A 17,668-nucleotide genomic window follows, 5' to 3' on the forward strand; every position below is an offset into this window, starting at 1 on the left:
GCGCTCAGTCGCGCGAGGCCACCAACCCGGAGACCCGTTCTCCGCAAGCCGCGGCGGCGAGGACCGTGTGCACCCCTGCGCCGGTCTGCTCCCAGGAGAACTCGTTGGCTCGGGCTCGGGCCTTTTCGCCCATCACCAGCCGGGTCTCGGGGTCGGCGAGTAGGTCGGCGGCTGCCGAGGCGAGGGCGGGGGCGTCGTCGACGAGCAGGCCGGTGACGCCGTCGACGATGGAGTCGGTGAGGCCTCGGGAGCTGCGGTAGCCGATGGTCGGCACGCCGTGCTGGGCGGCCTCGATGACGGCCAGGCCCCAGCCTTCCTTGCGCGATGGCATCACGTGGACCCAGGCGGTGGCGAGGATCTCGTGTTTGCGGCGCTCGTCGACGTGGCCGTGGAAGGTGACCGCGTCGGCGATACCGAGCGAGTCGGCACTGGCGCGCAGGTTGGGGGCCCACCAGCCGTCGCCGATGACGTCGAGGTGCACGTGGGGGAAGCGTTCGCGCAGGTGGGCGACGGCGGTGAGGGCGTCTTCGATCTGCTTGTGCGGGACAAGGCGCGACAGCACCGCGATGCGCGGGTGGGTGGCGCGGGTGCCATCGTCGCCGGGGACGACCTCGGCGGGGACCGGTTCGGCACCGTTGCGGACCACGGCGATGCGCTCACGGTCCACACCGAGCACCGACAGCTCCTCGGCGGAGGGTAGCGACACGGTGAGGTACTGGTTGTCGCGGTGCACGCGCGGAGACAGCGTGGATTCGATCCACCAGCCGATCCGCCCGACCAGGCGACCGGCGACCGGCCACTGCTCGCGGTGGCCGTGATGCACCAGCACCACCGAGGGCACGCCGGTGGCGGTGGCGAAGAAGGGGATGCCGTTCTGGGTGTCGATCACGACGTCGGGGCGCAGGCCGCGCAGCGGGCCGAAACCGAGCCGACCAGCCATGATGGCGGCCAGCGCACGGGGATACACGGTGAAGCGCCCGCCCGCGCGACTGATGTCGATCCCGTCGATCCGCTCGCGCTTGGGCGCACCGGGATAACCGGCCGTACGCAGGGTGACCTTGATGCCACGCGCGGCCAGCTGCGCGCCGACCTGCTCCAGATACCGCTCGCTGCCGCCACCCTGTGGGTGCCCGGTGTCACGCCAGCAGAGTAGGAGGACTTCACGCACGGTCGGGGCTCGCAATCGGTTCGGTGGTGGACAAACGTCGGGCCCCACACTAGCGGGTGTGGTCTGCGCAACACGGTTGTATCGACAGTGTCCGCCCAGACCGCGTGATCATGCCCCCAACGCACCCCACACCTGCCGCATCCGAACGGGCTCCCAATACACTCCTGCCCGTGTCGACCGCCACCAAGCCGAGAACCGAGCAGCCCGTCGCGCGACGGGACCGATCCAGGTTCGCGCGCCGAGCCAGCCTGCGCCGCTCGCTGCGCCTGCTCACCAGCTTCCGCTTCGAGCAGTCCGACCCGGCCCGCTTCTACGGCGGCATCGCCACCGACAGCGCCGCGCTGATCGGCGACTTCTACGCCGACATCACCGGCCGCGACCTCGCAGGCACCGTGGTCCTCGACGTCGGCGGTGGCCCCGGCTACTTCGCCGAAGAGTTCACCGCGGTGGGCGCACGCTACGTCTCGGTGGAGCCGGACCCGTCGGAGATGCACGCGGCAGGGCTGCGGGTGTCGGGTTCGGTGCGCGGGTCGGGGATGGCATTGCCGTTCCGCGACAACGCCTTCGACGTCTGCTTCTCCTCCAACGTCGCCGAGCACGTGCCGCAGCCGTGGCTGATGGCGGACGAGATGGTGCGGGTGACCAAGCCCGGCGGCCTCATCGTGTACTCGTACACGGTGTGGCACGGACCTTTCGGTGGTCACGAGACCGGCCTCTGGCATTACCTCGGTGGCGAGTTCGCGGCCCGCCGATACCGGCGCAAGCACGGCCACGAACCGAAGAACAGGTTCGGGCGATCACTGTTCGCGGTATCGGCGGCGGATGGGTTGCACTGGGCGGCAACGACTTCAGCTGATGTGCGGACAATCTTTCCGCGTTATCACCCACGCTGGGCCTGGTGGCTCGTCCGAGTTCCGGTGATCCGGGAGCTACTGGTCAGCAACTTGGTAGTGGTTGCCACCAAAGCGTGATCACGCCAGCCAGCTCAAGCGGCGTGACCTCCGTATCGGCTCGGGCAACACCCTGACCCACGGCGATTCCTGAATCGCCAGGCCTACGGTCTCCAACGTGGTCAGGCCGACCTGATCGGCCAGCGCGCCGACCATCGCGACCGCCTCAGCGGCCTGGATAGCGGCAGTCGCCTGCTCGATCGTGAGCGTGCGGCCGGGCAGGAATGAGACAACCCATCCACCACTACCCACACTTTTCGCTTGATGGTCGGTCTGGTCGCTGGTCATCAACGATCGGCCGATCACTTGCACAGCCATGAGTCGGTCTCCCCAATTCGCTGTTAATGCCGGAATGAATCGAGCGAGCTGATCAGTAGCTAAAGCATCCCCTTTTCACCACCGGAACGCAATAGTGCGTTTCCCCGAAAAGCGAACCGACAGGTTGGAATTCACAATCTTCACAGTCGTTGCGCCGCAGCGAATTAGAACAGGTTGCAGACAATTCGCCCGCAAAACTGTAACGTGTTCTCATGCACTACGACAGTCTGTTCATCGGCGGGAAGTGGACCACCCCGGCCGGTAGTGACCGCATTTCTGTGGTCTCCCCTGCAACGGAGGAGACCGTAGGCAGCGTGCCCGCGGTAACGAACGCCGATGTCGACGCGGCCGTCGCCGCGGCGCGCGACGCGTTCGACAGCGGGCCGTGGCCATCGACGCCCCCATTGGAACGAGCCGAGGTACTCAGCAAAGTTGCCCGGCTGATCGAGCAGCGTTCGCCGGAATTGCTCGCCGCACTCACCGCTGAGATGGGTGCGACGACGTTAGCGGCCTTGACGCTCAACCAGATTCCCGCCGTCGCGGCCTTGGACGCGCTCGTCGAGCTCGCGAAGACCTTCGCCTGGAACGAGACTCGGGTCGGCCTGTTCGGAACCTCGCGTGTCTCACGGGAACCGCGCGGTGTCGTCGCCGCGATCACCGCCTGGAATGTCCCGTTGTTCCTCGCCGCGAACAAGCTCGGACCCGCCTTGCTGGCCGGCTGCACCGTGGTGCTCAAGCCGTCGCCGCTGACTCCGCTGACCGCCAACATCCTCGCCGACATCTTCACCGAGGCGGGCCTGCCCGACGGCGTGCTCTCGGTACTGCCCGCCGAGGCCGAGGCCAGTGAGTACCTCGCCGGCCACCCCGGCGTCGACAAGGTGACCTTCACCGGCAGTACCCCCGTCGGCAGGAAGCTGGCCGCGCTGGCCGGTGAGCAGCTCAAGACCGTCTCGCTGGAGCTCGGCGGTAAGTCGGCCGCGATCGTGCTGCCCGATGTCGACCTGGCCGCGAGCATTCCCGTGCTCGCGTTCTCCGGGCTGATGAACAGTGGGCAGGGCTGCGTCGCGCAGACGCGAATTCTCGCGCCGCGCAGCCGCTATGACGAGATCGTGGAAGCGTTGGTCGCGCACGTCAAGACCATGCCGACCGGTGATCCGACCGATCCCGCGACCCAGCTCGGCCCCCTGATCAGCGAAAAGCAGCGCGACCGCGTGGAGAGCTACATCGCCAAGGGCAAGGCCGAGGGCGCGCGACTGGTGCTCGGTGGTGGCAGGCCCGACGGCGTGGAGCGCGGCTGGTTCGTCGAGCCGACGATCTTCGCCGACGTCGACAACGCGAGCACCATCGCCCAGGAGGAGATCTTCGGCCCGGTGCTCTCGGTGATCCCGTACGAGACCGAGGACGAGGCCATCGCCATCGCCAACGACTCCGATTACGGTCTCGCCGGTTCGGTGTGGACCACCGATATCGAGCACGGCGTCGAGGTGGCGGCCCGGATCCGCACCGGCACCTTCGCGATCAACTGGTACGCCTTCGACCCGACCGCGCCGTTCGGCGGCTACAAGAACTCGGGCATCGGCCGCGAGAACGGCCCGGAAGGCCTCGACGCGTTCTGCGAACAGAAGTCCGTGCTCATGCCGATGGGTTGGACCGCCGAATAGTCCGGTACGCACACCCGAACCACGCGTGCGCATCACTGTGGTGGACCTAGCCCACTAGTTCTCCGGCATATGGACCCGGAGTACCGGCTGGGCAGCCACCTCACCCCGGGCAGGTAGGTCGACGACTTCGACCCGCCAGCCCGGGGGCAGGACCCGCTCCAGGCGGCCCGCCACGCGCAGTAGGGGCGTGCTCGAATAGGTGTCGGACTCGGATCCGGTCACCAGATCGGTCATGCGTCAAACCACCTCTCAGCGTCGATCTCGTCGTTGACCGCGTGGCGGTGCAGGAGTCTCGCAGGAGTTTCAGCTCGAGAGGCAATATAAGCGACATCGCCGCTGAGGCCACCAGCGACTCTCTGACATTTACGGATGTACCCATAACGAGTCCGCGGAAATCGTCCGATGAACTGTGGACAGACAGCACCGCCCATACGAGTAATTGTACTGCCGCCAGCGTTTAACAAGTGTTAAACTGGCTGGTATGAGCACGATTGCCTTCCGCGCCACTGAGGCAGACAAGGAACTCGTCGAACGGCTCAGCCGCGACGGAGAAACCGCGTCCGACGTCCTTCGCCGTGCTTTACGCGTGCTCGACCGGGAACGCTGGCATGTCGAAGCCCAGGCTGACGCCGACCGCATCGTGGCTGCCGGGGAAAACCTCGGTGACGAGCCGGATGCCTGGTGATCCGGGGCGCGATCTACCGCATAGATCTCGGTGACGCCGACCGCGGCCACGAACAGCGGGGGCGACGATACGGTGTGGTCCTATCGCGAACCGACTGGAGCATGGCGACCGTGGTACCTACCTCGACTAGCGCCCAGCCGTCGCGGTTTCGGCCGCAGATCATCTTCGACGGCTGCGCGACGCTGATGCTCGTCGATCAAATCCGCTCATTGGATGTCGACTACCTGAAGGGCGATCCCGTGGCCTACCTGACACGCGAGGAACTCACTGCCCTCGACCGAGCCGTCATTCGTTACCTCGGACTGGACTGACCGCTCGAAACAACGCCGCCCGCACCGAATTCGGTGCGGGCGGCGTGTTGTTCTGCCGGGGGATCAGCAGTGTGATGCGCACGCGTTGGTGTGCGTGCGCATTCGGGACTGCTCGAGCGACTAGCCCAAGCGCTCCTTGAGTGCCTCGAACTCGTCGCGCACGCCCGAAGGCAGCTTGTCGCCGACGAACTCGAACCATTCCTCGATCGACGGGATCTCGTTGCGCCACTCGTCGGCGTTCACCGCGAGCGCCTCGTCGACGTCGGCGGCGACCACGTCGAGGCCGTCCAGGTCGAGATCGGCAGCCGTTGGCACGTTGCCGACCGCGGTGGCCGTGGCGCCCGAGCGGCCCTCGATGCGGCCGACGATCCACTCCAGCACGCGGGAGTTCTCACCGAATCCGGGCCACAGGAAGCGGCCGTCGTCGCCACGACGGAACCAGTTGACGTAGAAGATCTTCGGCAGCTTGTTCGAGTCGGCGTTCTTGCCGAGGTCGATCCAGTGGTTGAGGTAGTCGCCCACGTGGTAGCCGAGGAACGGCAGCATCGCCATCGGGTCGCGGCGCACGGTGCCGACCTTGCCCTCGGCGGCGGCAGTCTGCTCGGAGCCCATAGTGGCGCCCATGAACACGCCGTGCTCCCAGCCGAACGACTCGGTCACCAGCGGGACGGTGGTCTTGCGGCGACCGCCGAACAGGATGGCCGAGATCGGCACGCCCTGCGGGTCGTCCCACTCCGGCGCCAGGATCGGGCACTGCGACATCGGGGTGCAGTAGCGCGAGTTCGGGTGCGCGGCGTGGCCCTCGGACTCGGGGGTCCAGTCGTTGCCCTTCCAGTCGATCAGGTGCTGCGGGTCGCCTTCGAGACCCTCCCACCACACATCGTTGTCGTCGGTCTGGGCGACGTTGGTGTACACGGTGTTGCCCGCGTCGATGGTGGCCATCGCGTTGGGGTTGGAGCTGTTGTTGGTGCCCGGCGCGACGCCGAAGAAGCCGAACTCCGGGTTCACGGCGTAGAGCTGACCGTCCTTGCCGAAACGCATCCAGGCGATGTCGTCGCCAAGGGTCTCCGCGCGCCAGCCGGGGATGGTCGGCTGGATCATCGCGAGGTTGGTCTTGCCACAGGCGCTCGGGAACGCGGCGGCGACGTAGTAGTTCTTGTTCTCGGGCGAGATCAGCTTGAGGATCAGCATGTGCTCGGCCAGCCAGCCCTCGTCGTGGGCCATCGCCGAGGCGATGCGCAGCGAGTAGCACTTCTTGCCGAGCAGCGCGTTGCCGCCGTAGCCGGAACCGAAGGACCAGATCTCGCGGTCCTCGGGGAAGTGGGTGATGTACTTGGTGTCGCTGCACGGCCACGCCACATCGGCCTGGCCATCGGCCAGCGGCGCGCCGACGGAGTGCAGTGCCTTCACGAACGGGCGGTCGGTGCCCAGCTTGTCCAGCGCGGCGGCACCCATGCGGGTCATCACGCGCATCGAGACGACCACGTACTCGGAGTCGGTGATCTCCACGCCCAGCTTGGGGTCCTCGGCGCCGAGCGGGCCCATGCAGAACGGCACCACGTACATGGTGCGGCCCTTCATCGAGCCGCGGTACAGCTCGGTCATGGTGGCGCGCATCTCGGCGGGGTCGACCCAGTTGTTGGTCGGACCGGCTTCGGCTTCGGTGGCCGAACAGATGTAGGTGCGCGATTCGACGCGGGCCACATCGGAGGGATCGGACAGCGCGAGGAAGGAGTTGGGCTTCTTCTTCTCGTCGAGCTGCTTGAAGGTGCCTGCCTCGACCAGCTGGGTGGTCAGGCGATCCCATTCCGCGTCGGAGCCGTCGGCCCAGACCACGCGAGCGGGCTGAGTGAGCTCTGCGACTTCCTGTACCCAGGCGAGCAGTTCACTGTGCTCGGTCGGCGCCTTGCCGTCGGATCCACGAAGACCAGGAATGGTCGCTGAGGTCATGAAAACTCTCCTGAGATGGGCGGTTGTTCGATCCATCGATCGCCACCATGGGCGGGTAAGGCGTCCGCAGTGACCAACCGTCGCACAACCCCGATAGACGGCTAGGAAGGCCGTACACGGACGGTGGCCGCGCATCGACTGGCAAGAGCGGACGCCCAGGTTCCTGCCTAAAGGTTAACGCGATATGACGACCGATACGGCATCGGGCTCCCTAACAGGTACCCACAGGTGTATCGGTCAATCCCACGCTCACAGTTGATCGAGCGTGACGATGTCACGCTCACACGCGGTCAGCTGCGCGGGACGCTCCGCGACGAGCCTGCGCGCGAGCGCGTCGAGCTCGGTGACACGCCGATCCACGGCCACCGCCCGAGCGGTCGATTCCCGCACCACATGCTCGGCCAGCTCGGCCTCGATATCCACCAGCACCGCGGCGACACGCTGTTCGAGCTGGGCTTTGATATTCACCAGCGCCTCGGCGACCCACTGGGCCATGTGATTGCGTTCGGCGAGCTGGCCGCGGGCGCGCACGACCCAGGCGGCCGCGCCCGCGCCGAGCAGCAGCGTCACCGGGACGCTCGCCACGTCGAGTGTCGGGACCAGCGACAGCGGCGCCACGATCAATCGGCCGAGTCCGACACCGGCCGACGCGCCGAGCGCGATCATGAGGTGATCTTCGACACCACGGTGTCTCTTGCCGGGATCGGGACCGCCCCGCGGCGCCGGATCGCGGCGCCGGGTGGTCGGCGCGGCGGTGCCGATCCGGCGGGCGGCTTCGATGACCCGTTCGTCGATGACGGCGTCGACCGCGACCGATAGTTCACCGGCCGCCTGTTGCAGTCGCTGGGGGTAGACGCGCAGTTCGGCGCGGTCGCAGCGGTCGAGCTCGGCGCGGCACCGGGTGTGCAGTGCGCGCACCATGGCGCCGAGTTCGGTGGTCAGGTCGACGCGGGCGAGCTGGACCTGGCTACGCACGGCGGCCAGGCCGGTCTGACGGCCGCCGTCGCGCTCGGCGACCAGTCCGATGCGTTCCTCCCTGATCCGCGCGGTATCCGTACCGGAACGCAGTGCGGTGATCTGTTCGTCGATCCTCGCCCTGGTGTCGGCGAGTACCCGGGCGCGGACGGCGGTGCGGCGCTCGGTACCGTCGGCCGGTCCTTTCGCGGTGGCGGCGGCGAGGGTGGCGTGCAGTCCGGCCACCCCGGAGCGATCGAGCAGGGCAGAGTCGTCGGTGGTGCGGGCGGCGGCGGCGAGCCTGGCCGAGACGGCGACGATGTCGAGGTCGGTGATGCCGCGCGCGGCGAGCAGTTCGAGGTTGCGGTCGCGGGTCGCGCGCCAGTCCTGATAGGCGTGAAAGCCGTTCATGGCGAGCAGAATTCGCTGGTCGGTGGCGCGGAGACGGTCGATCAGGGCGAACATGCCTGCGCCGAGGACGCTGCCCGCGTCGAAGAGGATGAGAGCGGCGGCCGGGTCGTTGCCCGGGGTGGGGTCGGACGGATCGGCGAGATCGATATGGGGTTCGAAGCGGGCGAGTTCGGTGCGCAGCAGGGTGGTGTTGGCGTCGTCGGGGGCGTAGAAGGCGACGCTGCTGCCCTCTCCCGCGGCGGCCATCGCCCGCAGCAGCGCGCTGCCCTGCGGATTCCACCGGTCGATCACCGCATCTACCGCCGCGGGTAGGGCGCCCGGCTCGTCGGCGGACGCCGGATCCGGCGAGGCATGCGGATCGCCGATTCCGCTGCCACGCCCGTCGACGGTCGATCCTTGATCGGGCGGGACCTCAGAGCCCGGCACTGGACATCCGCTCCCAGGCTCTGACATAGCCGTTGTGGACGCGCAGCGCGGCGCGCCGGGCCGCGGGCGGCATATCGCTGGACACGACGGCACGCCAGCGGGTGGCGCGGGCGAGCGCCTCGTCGGCGTCGGCGGGCGCGGGCGACGGGTAGCCGGCGGCCAGATGCGAGACCTGCGGGCAGGCCAATCCGGCACACAATCCGGCCCAGAGCGCTTCGTCACCGGCGAGATAGTGCTCGATCAGTTCGCGGGCGCGGCCACCGTCGCCGGGGACCGCGCGGGCGGCCAGCCGGGTGAGCTCGTCGAGCAGTTCGCCGCCGCGCACCGCTTCCACCTGCTCGTACCGGCGGTGAACCAGCTTGTGCAGCGGATCGATCCCGCTCGCGGAGTGCAGGATCTGGATGATCGCCGACGGGGGCAGGTCGGGGTCGGCGCGCAGGGCCGACAGCGCGCAGTCCACGCCGTAGAGATCCCAGTTGGCGATCAGCCGCCTGCGCGCTTGCTGGTCGGAGCCGCTGCCGATGAACAGATCGGCCGCCAGCACCGAGGGCACATCGGGGCCGATCGCGAGCCTGCGCAGGTCGCTCAGATCGTCGGCGCTGACCGCTCCGGCCCTGGTCCTGGCGGCGACCGAGGCGACGATCGGCACGATCGGCAGCCCAAGTTGCTGCGCGTGCCGCTGCGCGGCGGCCACGGCCTCGCCCCAGCGCGCGCCCACCGCGTCGGCCTTGTTGAGTACCACCACGCCGCGACCCTGCGGCACGGTGGCGAGCAGGCGATAGTCGGCGGCCTGCGGCGCACCGGCCAGCACATAGATGACCAGATCGCCGTCGAGCACCGGGTCGGGCAGCTCGGGTTGATCGACCGGCGCGGTCTCCTGCGCCGACAACAACGCCAGCGCGGCCAGCACAGTCGTCCGCCCGCTGAGCGCACGTCCTGTGATCTGGATGTGCAGCGGACGGCGACGGCGCGCTGCGGCGGCAGCGGCCTGTTCGGCGATCCCCGGATCACCCCCGCGACCTGCACTGAGAACCGAGATCAGCTCGTCGAGCTGGTCCGCGGGCCGTGTCTGTGCGAATTCGGTGACTGTCGGCATGGCGCACACCCCCTACTACTTAGTTGTGAACGGTTAAGTTGAGCAGCGCCATACGCCCACTCAACCCCTTGGCCGACAAGGCCTCTGTGGAGGCCGCGCGGTGGCACTGTGATTGATCGTTCGGTGGTTCGGCCGCGGGTTCGACTCCCGCACACCCCCGGGACCTTCGAGCCCTCCGAAAAGGCAGCGAGCGAGTCCGTGGCCGAACCACACCCGAACTCGTCGACGACTTCTCACGGACATCGGGCCCGAGAGGCCACATGCCAGACCGTGAGCGCCAGCGGCAACCGACAGTGGCCGAGGTACACCGATTCCGGTGCGGCTCAGCCACTATCGGGCGTTTCATTGATCGTGGTCCGAGCCCGCCTACACGACCGAACACCTCGCTACACGCGAGCTTCGAGCTCTGAGGAAGACAGGTGTCGTGCGGGTGCGCTGGGAGCGCGAACAACTCATCGGAGGCCAGCCCATAGAGGCTCGTAAGTAGGGCGTCGCGCGTTCCTGCCTGGGTCTTGTGACCTGCGGAAACAACCGAAAAATTGGAGGATGGATGAGCCGCTATTGCGGGATCGATTGGGCCGAAGGCCATCACGACATCGCCATCGTCGACCAAGACGGCACCCTGGTGTCGAAGAAACGGATCGGTGACGATCCAGCCGGTTTCACCGCCCTGACCGAGCTGCTGACCGCGGCCGGCGACACCGCCGAGGACCCGATCCCGGTCGCGATCGAAACCCCGCGCGGGTTGATGGTCGCCGCGATCCGTGCCACCGGCCGAGCTGTCTACGCGATCAACCCGATGTCTGTTGCGCGCTACCGCGAACGCCACTCGATGGCGCGGGCGAAGTCCGACCACGCCGACGCGATGACCCTGGCCAACATCCTGCGCGTCGATGCCCACATGCACCGCACCATCCCCGCCGACACCGAACTCGTCCAGGCCATCGCGGTCCTGGCCCGCGCCCAACAAGACGCGGTCTGGCGCCGGACCAAAGCGAGCAACGAACTGCGGTGCCTGCTGCGCGAATACCACCCGGCGTTCCTGGCAACCTTCGCCAGCAAGTCCGCGACCAACCTCGCCAAACCCGAAATCCGCGCGGTCCTGGCCATCGCGCCGACACCAGCGGCGGCCGCGAAGCTGACTAAGACCCGCGTCGCTGCGGCCCTTCGCCGGGCCGGACGCAAGCGCGGCATTGACGAGTTCGCTGCTGAGATCGTCGAAGGTCTGCGACAACAGGGCCTGCGACAGCCTGAGCTCGTCGAGAAGGCGATGGGCCGCCAGGCGCTGGCGTTGCTGGGTGCGCTCGAGGCAGCCTGCGTCGGCGCCGACGACCTGGAACAGGCTGCGGCCGAGGAATTCCGCAAACACCCCGACTTCGCGATCATCACCAGCTTCCCCGGACTGGCCGACCTGTCCGGCGCGCGAGTCCTGGCCGAGATCGGTGACGACCGGTGTCGGTTCGCCGATGGCCGGGCGTTGAAGGCCTACGCCGGATCCGCTCCCGTCACCCGCGCGTCCGGGCGAACCACCTCGATCACCTTCCGGAAGGTCAAGAACGACCGTCTTGCCGCCGTCGGATGGATCTGGGCCTTCACTGCCATGACTCATCCGGGCCCGCCCCGAGAGCACTATCTCGCACGGCGAGCACGCGGAGACCGTCACGCTGCGGCGCTGCGGCATCTGTTCAACAAGATGCTCGGTCAGCTGCACCACTGCCTCCAATCCGGCGAGCCGTTCGACACGCTCAAGGCCTTCGCCGGACCCATCACGTTCACCCCTGAACCCATCGAACCCGTTGCAGCTTGACTCTTAGCGATATCGGAGGTCTTTTCGGTGGGCATTGTGTCAGATCCGCGCCGAGCCGGGGCCGGGCGAACCTTCTGCCGACCTGGGCGGATCAGCGGTCCCACGAACTCGCCTGCGACGCAGCTGCGCGCATGCTGGACAATGGGCGACGTGAACGACGCCGCCGACCACGCCGAGCCGACCAGCCACAAGCTGTCGGAGATGCCGAACGACGCGGGCCGACGCTCGCTCACCGGCTCCCGGCTGTACCCGCGCGTCACGAGCTTCCGCTCCCGGCGGGGCGCGCTGACGCCGAACCAGCAGACCTCGTGGGACCGCACCTGGCCGGTGATCGGGCGCGATGTGTCCAACGATCCCGTCGAGGCCGACGCGTGGTTCGGCCGCCAGGCCCCGCTGGTGATCGAGATCGGCACCGGTACCGGCACCGCGACGGCCGCCATGGCCAAGGCCGAACCGCACCTGAACCTCATCGGCATCGAGGTGTATCAGCCGGGTCTGGCCCAGCTGGTTCAGCAGATCGAGCGCGAGGAGATCGAGAACATCCGGTTGCTGCGCGGCGACGCCGTCGACGTACTGGAGAACATGGTTGCCCCGGAATCGCTGATCGGCGTTCGGGTGTTCTTCCCTGACCCGTGGCCGAAGGCCCGCCACCACAAGCGCAGGCTGCTGCAGGCGCCGACCTTCGCCCTGATCGCCAGCAGACTCCAGCCGGGCGGCGTGCTGCACGTGGCTACCGACCACGCGGATTACGCCGAGCATATTCTCGAAGTAGGCTCCAAGGAACCGCTGTTCACCGGCCTGAACGACACCACCGGTGGCGACAGTGCCGCCAACCGCACTACCGCGCCGATCGGTTTCGAACGGCCCGTCACCAAGTTCGAGGGCAAAGGCCTGCGCGCCGGTAGCGCCATCAACGAGTTCATATGGGGGAAGATCGACAGATGAGCGTGAGTGAGATCGCCCCCGAGATGCCGGTGCCCGCCCAGGCAGGCCCCGGTTCCGAGGCGTTGAGCGGTTCCGATGTTCGACGTGTCCTGCTGGTCTGGGACGCGCCGAACCTCGACATGGGGCTCGGCGCCATCCTCGGTGGACGTCCCACCGCCGCTTATCGCCCCCGTTTCGACGCGCTCGGCCGCTGGTTGCTGGCCCGCACCGCCGAGATCTCGGTCGCCTCCAAGGGGCGCATCGAGGCCGAGGCCACCGTTTTCACCAATATCGCGCCCGGCACCGCCGACGTGGTCCGCCCCTGGGTGGAAGCGCTGCGCAATGTCGGTTTCGCGGTGTTCGCCAAGCCCAAGATCGACGAAGACTCCGATGTCGACGCCGACATGCTCGCGCACATCGCGGCCCGTCAACGCGACGGTGGTTTAGCCGGAATCATGGTCGCCTCGGCCGATGGTCAAGCGTTCCGTGAACCGCTGGAAGCCATCGCGGCCAAGGGAATCCCAGCTCAGGTGCTCGGATTCCGTGAGCACGCGAGTTGGGCGGTCACTTCGGATACCCTCGGGTTCGTCGACCTCGAGGACATCCCGGGCGTGTTCCGGGAACCGCTACCGCGGGTGAGTCTCGAGTCGCTACCCGACGAGGGTGCCTGGCTGCAGCCTTTCCGGCCGCTGTCGGCACTACTCACTTCTCGCCCTGGTCAAGGAGTCGCTTAAGTGTTCACCCGCTGGGGCGATCTGGTCTACCGGTTCCGCTTCGCCGTCATCGTGGTTGTCGGTGGGGCGATGTTGGCGTTGGGTGCCTACGGGATGGGGCTCGGTCCTCGGCTGACCCAGAGCGGCTGGTTCGATCCGGGCTCGGAGTCGGTGCAGGGCGCGCAGATCGCCGACGGGTCCTACGGTCGCGACCACCAAGCCGATGTCATCGTCATGTACAACGCCCCCGAGGGCAAAACGATCGATGACCCGGAGTTCCAGCAGAAGGTCGTCGCCAGCCTGACCAAGGTTGTCGCCGAACATCCCGATCAGATCGGGAAGATCAACGGCACATACTGGAAGGTGGGCGACGCACCCTCGGTGCCGTCTACGTTCGGGTCCAAAGACAAGAAGCACGCATTCGCCTCGATCGCCATTGCCGGTGACAACGACACCGTCATGATGGCCAACTACCGCGCCGTGGCTGACGTGTTCACGATTCCCGGTGTCGACGTGGAGGTCTCGGGCCTACAGCCCATCGCGGTCACCCTGACCGACACCATCGACCACGACTCCAAGCGGATGGAAGTACTGGCCTTCCCCGCGGTGGCGATCCTGCTGTTCTTCATCTTCGGCGGCATCATCGCTGCCGCGCTGCCGCTGATCATCGGTGGTCTGACGATCGTCGGCGCCACCGGCATCGTCATGGTGCTCACCAACTTCGCCGAGGTCAACTCGTTCGTCACCGGTGTCGTCTCGATGATCGGTCTCGGCCTGGCGATCGACTATGGCCTGTTCATCGTCAGCCGCTTCCGCGAGGAATTGGCTGAGGGTTACTCGACCCCCGCCGCCGTCCGGCGGTCGGTGATGACCGCTGGACGAACAGTGGTGTTCTCCGCGACGATGATCATCGCCAGCCTCGGCGGCGTCCTGATCTTCCCTCAGGGCTTCCTGCGTTCAGTCGCCTACGGCACCATCGCGGCCGTCTCGCTGGCGGCGCTGACCGCGATCACGATCCTGCCCGCGATGCTGGGCATCCTCGGCCCTCGCGTCGATGCGCTCGGCCTCAAGCGGTTCCGCAAGACCAAGACGGCCGAGCAGGTCGAGAACGGTTTCTGGGGCATCCTGACCCGCTGGGTGATGCGTCATCCGCTCAAGATCGCAATCCCGATCACCATCGGTCTGCTGCTGCTGATCATCCCGGTCAAGGATCTGGCGTTCGGCGGCATCAACGAGAAGTACCTCCCGCCGGACAACCCGACCCGCTCCTCGCTCGAACACTTCTACGAAGTCTTCCCCTTGAAGAAGACCGACCCGATCCAGTTGGTCTTCGTCTCGGACAATACGAACGCGATCGGCAAGGTCTGGAAAGAGGCCAACCAGGCGCCGGGGTTGGTCGGCCCGTTCGAGGTTCCGGTCAAGTCGCCGACCAACCCCGAGGTGTTCCGCACCTCGGCGACTCTGGTCGACCCCACCGGCGGCGCCGAGCCGACGATCGACTACCTCCGTTCGATCGAAGTACCCGACGGCGTCACGATGTACGTCACCGGTCAGCCCGCGCTCATGGCCGACAGCATCGACACGCTGCTGGAACTGATGCCGTGGATGATCTTGCTCGTGCTGGTCACCACCACCGTGCTGATGTTCTTGACGTTCGGCTCGCTGGTGCTGCCGATCAAGGCCGCGTTGATGAGTGCGCTCGGTCTCGGTGCGACCCTCGGCATCCTCACGTGGATCTTCGTCGACGGCAACGGCGCCGGACTACTGAACTTCACACCACAGCCGATCAGTGCGCCGGTCTTGATGCTGATCATCGCGATCATCTACGGCTTGTCGACCGACTATGAGGTCTTCCTGCTCTCCCGCATGGTGGAAGCGCGGGCCCAGGGTGCGTCGACCACCGAAGCCGTGCGGATCGGCACCGCCCAGACCGGGCGCATCATCACCGCCGCTGCGCTGATCCTGCTCGTGGTGACCGGCGCGTTCGCGTTCTCCGACATGGTGATGATGCAGTACATCGCCTACGGCATGATCGCGGCGCTGTTCATCGACGCCACTATTCTGCGCATGCTGCTTGTCCCCGCGATCATGAAACTGCTCGGCGACGACTGCTGGTGGGCGCCGAAGTGGATGAAGCGCATCCAGGAGAAGATCGGCCTCGGCGAACCCATCCTCGACGACGAGCGCCCGGAACACGGTGGCGTGGTCGACCTGGTGAAGACCACCCCGATCACCGACCCGCCGACCATGCAGATGACGGCGGTCCCCGACTCCAAGCTGGCCCGTACCCCCCGCAGGCCGCGCACGGTCGCCGAGATCGAGGCCGAGGCCCCGACCCAGCGCATCGACAAGATCACCGATGCCGAATCCGCCGAATCCGCGCGTGTGCGCCAGCCGATGTCGCCCGATCCGACGCGCCCCCGCGCCTCGATGTTGTCCTCGGGTGAGCCGACGCGGGAATTGCCGGTGGTCAAGCCGAGTACCCCCGCGAAGGCCGATCAGGAAGATGCGGCGAAGCAGGAGGAATCCGGTCTCGACCTGCCGAAGTACGTGTCCGGCGAGCCGACCCAGGTTCTCCCGATCATGACGCCGAACACTCCGGATCCCATACAGGGACACGAGGATTCGACCCCAGACACTGCCGCGAACGAAGACCGTGGCTATTCGGGACCGAGCTTCGGCACACCTCCCATCGACCTCGGCGACCCCGAAACCGGCCCCGGCGGCGCCACTCGCCCCACCAACGGGCTCCGGCAAACGAACGGCACCGCCGAATCGCCCAGCGGCAGCTCACCGTTCGGCGACACCGACTTCGCGGCGCCGGGCAATGCCGGCGTCACAGGGCCGAGCTTCGGTCCCGATTCCCGCTTCGGACCCGCCGCGGCGCCGGACGCCGACTTCGGTAGCGCCGAAAACCCCGGTGGCCCTTCGATTTCCCGTCCCAGCCCGGTCGACAGCGGGTCCGGACTCGACCTGCCCGGCATCGTCAGCGGTGTCACGCCGCGAGGCTCCGCACGCGTGCAGCCACCTGCGGGGTACACCCCCGGTGTGATCGGCGAAACTCCGCCACCGGCGCCTCGGGTGCCGACGCCCAACGAGACCGGCGATGGCGCCGGATTCGATACGCCCCCAGTGGATTTGCCGCCACGGCCGAGCATCGTCCCCCCGGCCAGGCCGAGCATGGTGACCCCGCCGCCCCGCGGGATCGTGCCACCGCAGGCGCCGAGGATCGTCAACACGCCGCCGACCCAGGCGACACCGGCACCTCGCGCGGGCGATACCCCGCCGAGCGGAGCCTTCAACGGGTTCAGCCCCGTGACCGCGTCGAATCTCCGGCCGGTCGCGCCCGACTCTCCCGCACCCGATTCGGGCACCCCGGCCGAGCCGAGCCGCCCGTCCGACGGCGCTGATGCCGCAGTGCGCGACACGGATTCGCGCCCGCACGGATTCGAGCCACCGAGCCCCGACCTCTCAGCGGCACCCGGCGCGCATCGTGCCGAGTCCTACCCCGGCGACGCGGCTCGCGCGCAGACGCAACCCGATTCGCCGATCCCGCCGCAGAGCGTTTTCGGCACTGCGGCGCCCGTCGAACCGCAGCCGAGTACCCCGTGGAACAACGGCATGACGAGCCCAGGCACGCCACGCGGTTTCAACACGCCCGACCAGGACAGCGGACCACGGTTCTCGCCGGTTACGCCCTCCTCGGTGGACAGCGCGGGCGACCGTGCCCGTCCCGCCGTCGAGCACCCGGCCGACTTCGCCGATGCATCGAATCCATCCAGCGCCCAGCCGGATTCGACTCGCCGGGCAGGCGTGGTGCGTCCGCAGGTGGCGCCACCGGGATTCACCGAGGTCCCGCGCGAAACCGCGCCTTCGCCCCGGCAGCCGGATTCACTGGTAACACCGGCCACAGGCCGGGAAGCTGCCGACGAGATACCGGCTGAGGAGGCAGGCACGCCCGGTCAGTGGCAGGCGCCTTCCGGTTTCACCGCCGTCCCGACTCCCGCCGCATCACCCTCGGAGCCTTCCGCCCCGTCGGACTCGGCCGAAACCGATTCCACCGGACCGGAATCCGGCGAACCCCAGGCGGATACCCGCAATGAGATCGAGAACTGGATGGCTCAGTTGCGCTCGTCTCGCCGCGGTACACCCGCGGACGGGGGTCGCCATCATGGCAATGAGGGCCGGACTGTCAGCGTGAACGAACTTCTGCGTCGGCGCGAGGACGACTGAGGGTTTGGGGAGCATCGGGTTTCGCCGGTGGACGAATGGTCGCCCGGCCCAGGCTGTGCAC

14 protein-coding genes are annotated in these 17,668 nt (G+C 67.6%); 8 read left to right on the plus strand and 6 right to left on the minus strand.

All coding sequences use genetic code 11. The features are described from left to right. Nucleotides 1-4 precede the first annotated feature (4 nt). Nucleotides 5-1,168, minus strand: a complete 1,164-nt coding sequence (locus ACTWPB_RS28480) for a glycosyltransferase family 4 protein (RefSeq protein ID WP_446223539.1) — start codon at nucleotides 1,166-1,168, stop codon at nucleotides 5-7. A gap of 170 nt (nucleotides 1,169-1,338) precedes the next feature. Between ACTWPB_RS28480 and ACTWPB_RS28485 the strand changes: the two genes are divergently transcribed. Further along, nucleotides 1,339-2,139: a class I SAM-dependent methyltransferase gene (locus ACTWPB_RS28485; protein WP_446223540.1), complete on the plus strand. Its 801-nt coding sequence runs from the start codon at nucleotides 1,339-1,341 to the stop codon at nucleotides 2,137-2,139. Here ACTWPB_RS28485 and ACTWPB_RS28490 read toward each other — a convergent pair whose 3' ends face one another. Beyond that, complete coding sequence (locus ACTWPB_RS28490) at nucleotides 2,140-2,436, minus strand: hypothetical protein (protein ID WP_378920435.1); 297 nt, start codon at nucleotides 2,434-2,436, stop codon at nucleotides 2,140-2,142. 212 nt (nucleotides 2,437-2,648) lie between these two features. Between ACTWPB_RS28490 and ACTWPB_RS28495 the strand changes: the two genes are divergently transcribed. After that, nucleotides 2,649-4,097 (plus strand): aldehyde dehydrogenase, encoded by a 1,449-nt coding sequence (locus ACTWPB_RS28495; protein WP_446223541.1) that lies wholly within the window; start codon nucleotides 2,649-2,651, stop codon nucleotides 4,095-4,097. 54 nt (nucleotides 4,098-4,151) lie between these two features. On the opposite strand, the gene ACTWPB_RS28500 is transcribed toward ACTWPB_RS28495, so the two are convergent. After that, nucleotides 4,152-4,331, minus strand: a complete 180-nt coding sequence (locus tag ACTWPB_RS28500) for a hypothetical protein (protein ID WP_378920439.1) — start codon at nucleotides 4,329-4,331, stop codon at nucleotides 4,152-4,154. A gap of 247 nt (nucleotides 4,332-4,578) precedes the next feature. Between ACTWPB_RS28500 and ACTWPB_RS28505 the strand changes: the two genes are divergently transcribed. Beyond that, nucleotides 4,579-4,782, plus strand: coding sequence for a hypothetical protein (locus tag ACTWPB_RS28505; RefSeq protein ID WP_446223542.1), 204 nt, complete (start codon nucleotides 4,579-4,581; stop codon nucleotides 4,780-4,782). Then, complete coding sequence (locus ACTWPB_RS28510; RefSeq protein WP_446223543.1) at nucleotides 4,779-5,093, plus strand: type II toxin-antitoxin system PemK/MazF family toxin; 315 nt, start codon at nucleotides 4,779-4,781, stop codon at nucleotides 5,091-5,093. The genes ACTWPB_RS28505 and ACTWPB_RS28510 overlap by 4 nt, the downstream gene beginning before the upstream one ends. Before the next feature lie 120 nt (nucleotides 5,094-5,213). Here ACTWPB_RS28510 and ACTWPB_RS28515 read toward each other — a convergent pair whose 3' ends face one another. The 3 genes from ACTWPB_RS28515 to ACTWPB_RS28525 form a co-directional block, all read right to left on the minus strand. Continuing rightward, nucleotides 5,214-7,043, minus strand: coding sequence for a phosphoenolpyruvate carboxykinase (GTP) (locus ACTWPB_RS28515; RefSeq protein ID WP_446223544.1), 1,830 nt, complete (start codon nucleotides 7,041-7,043; stop codon nucleotides 5,214-5,216). A gap of 249 nt (nucleotides 7,044-7,292) precedes the next feature. Then, nucleotides 7,293-8,834, minus strand: a complete 1,542-nt coding sequence (locus ACTWPB_RS28520; RefSeq protein ID WP_446223545.1) for a hypothetical protein — start codon at nucleotides 8,832-8,834, stop codon at nucleotides 7,293-7,295. Then, the gene (locus ACTWPB_RS28525) at nucleotides 8,821-9,930 is read right to left on the minus strand and encodes a hypothetical protein (protein WP_446223546.1); all 1,110 of its coding nucleotides are present in this window, start codon (nucleotides 9,928-9,930) and stop codon (nucleotides 8,821-8,823) included. Before ACTWPB_RS28525 ends, ACTWPB_RS28520 begins: the two co-directional genes overlap by 14 nt. 550 nt (nucleotides 9,931-10,480) lie before the next feature. On the opposite strand from ACTWPB_RS28525, the gene ACTWPB_RS28530 reads away from it, so the two are divergent. From ACTWPB_RS28530 to ACTWPB_RS28545, 4 genes are all read left to right on the plus strand, one after another. Next, entirely contained in the window at nucleotides 10,481-11,737 is a 1,257-nt protein-coding gene (locus ACTWPB_RS28530; protein WP_446223547.1) for an IS110 family transposase, read from the plus strand. A gap of 141 nt (nucleotides 11,738-11,878) precedes the next feature. Further along, the gene (gene trmB, locus ACTWPB_RS28535; protein WP_446223548.1) at nucleotides 11,879-12,682 is read left to right on the plus strand and encodes a tRNA (guanosine(46)-N7)-methyltransferase TrmB; all 804 of its coding nucleotides are present in this window, start codon (nucleotides 11,879-11,881) and stop codon (nucleotides 12,680-12,682) included. Further along, entirely contained in the window at nucleotides 12,679-13,395 is a 717-nt protein-coding gene (locus tag ACTWPB_RS28540) for an NYN domain-containing protein (RefSeq protein ID WP_446223549.1), read from the plus strand. The genes trmB and ACTWPB_RS28540 overlap by 4 nt, the downstream gene beginning before the upstream one ends. Further along, entirely contained in the window at nucleotides 13,396-17,607 is a 4,212-nt protein-coding gene (locus tag ACTWPB_RS28545) for an MMPL family transporter (RefSeq protein ID WP_446223550.1), read from the plus strand. Nucleotides 17,608-17,668 lie beyond the last annotated feature (61 nt).

This window comes from Nocardia sp. IBHARD005, assembly GCF_052814245.1.

What these genes read in the sequence shown, in the direction of transcription:
- ACTWPB_RS28490 (WP_378920435.1), bottom strand. Translation starts at nt 2,436, where the DNA reads ATGGCTGTGCAAGTGATCGGCCGATCGTTGATGACCAGCGACCAGACC.
- ACTWPB_RS28495 (WP_446223541.1), top strand. Translation starts at nt 2,649, where the DNA reads ATGCACTACGACAGTCTGTTCATCGGCGGGAAGTGGACCACCCCGGCC.
- ACTWPB_RS28500 (WP_378920439.1), bottom strand. Translation starts at nt 4,331, where the DNA reads ATGACCGATCTGGTGACCGGATCCGAGTCCGACACCTATTCGAGCACG.
- ACTWPB_RS28505 (WP_446223542.1), top strand. Translation starts at nt 4,579, where the DNA reads ATGAGCACGATTGCCTTCCGCGCCACTGAGGCAGACAAGGAACTCGTC.
- ACTWPB_RS28515 (WP_446223544.1), bottom strand. Translation starts at nt 7,043, where the DNA reads ATGACCTCAGCGACCATTCCTGGTCTTCGTGGATCCGACGGCAAGGCG.
- ACTWPB_RS28525 (WP_446223546.1), bottom strand. Translation starts at nt 9,930, where the DNA reads ATGCCGACAGTCACCGAATTCGCACAGACACGGCCCGCGGACCAGCTC.
- ACTWPB_RS28530 (WP_446223547.1), top strand. Translation starts at nt 10,481, where the DNA reads ATGAGCCGCTATTGCGGGATCGATTGGGCCGAAGGCCATCACGACATC.
- trmB (WP_446223548.1), top strand. Translation starts at nt 11,879, where the DNA reads ATGGGCGACGTGAACGACGCCGCCGACCACGCCGAGCCGACCAGCCAC.
- ACTWPB_RS28540 (WP_446223549.1), top strand. Translation starts at nt 12,679, where the DNA reads ATGAGCGTGAGTGAGATCGCCCCCGAGATGCCGGTGCCCGCCCAGGCA.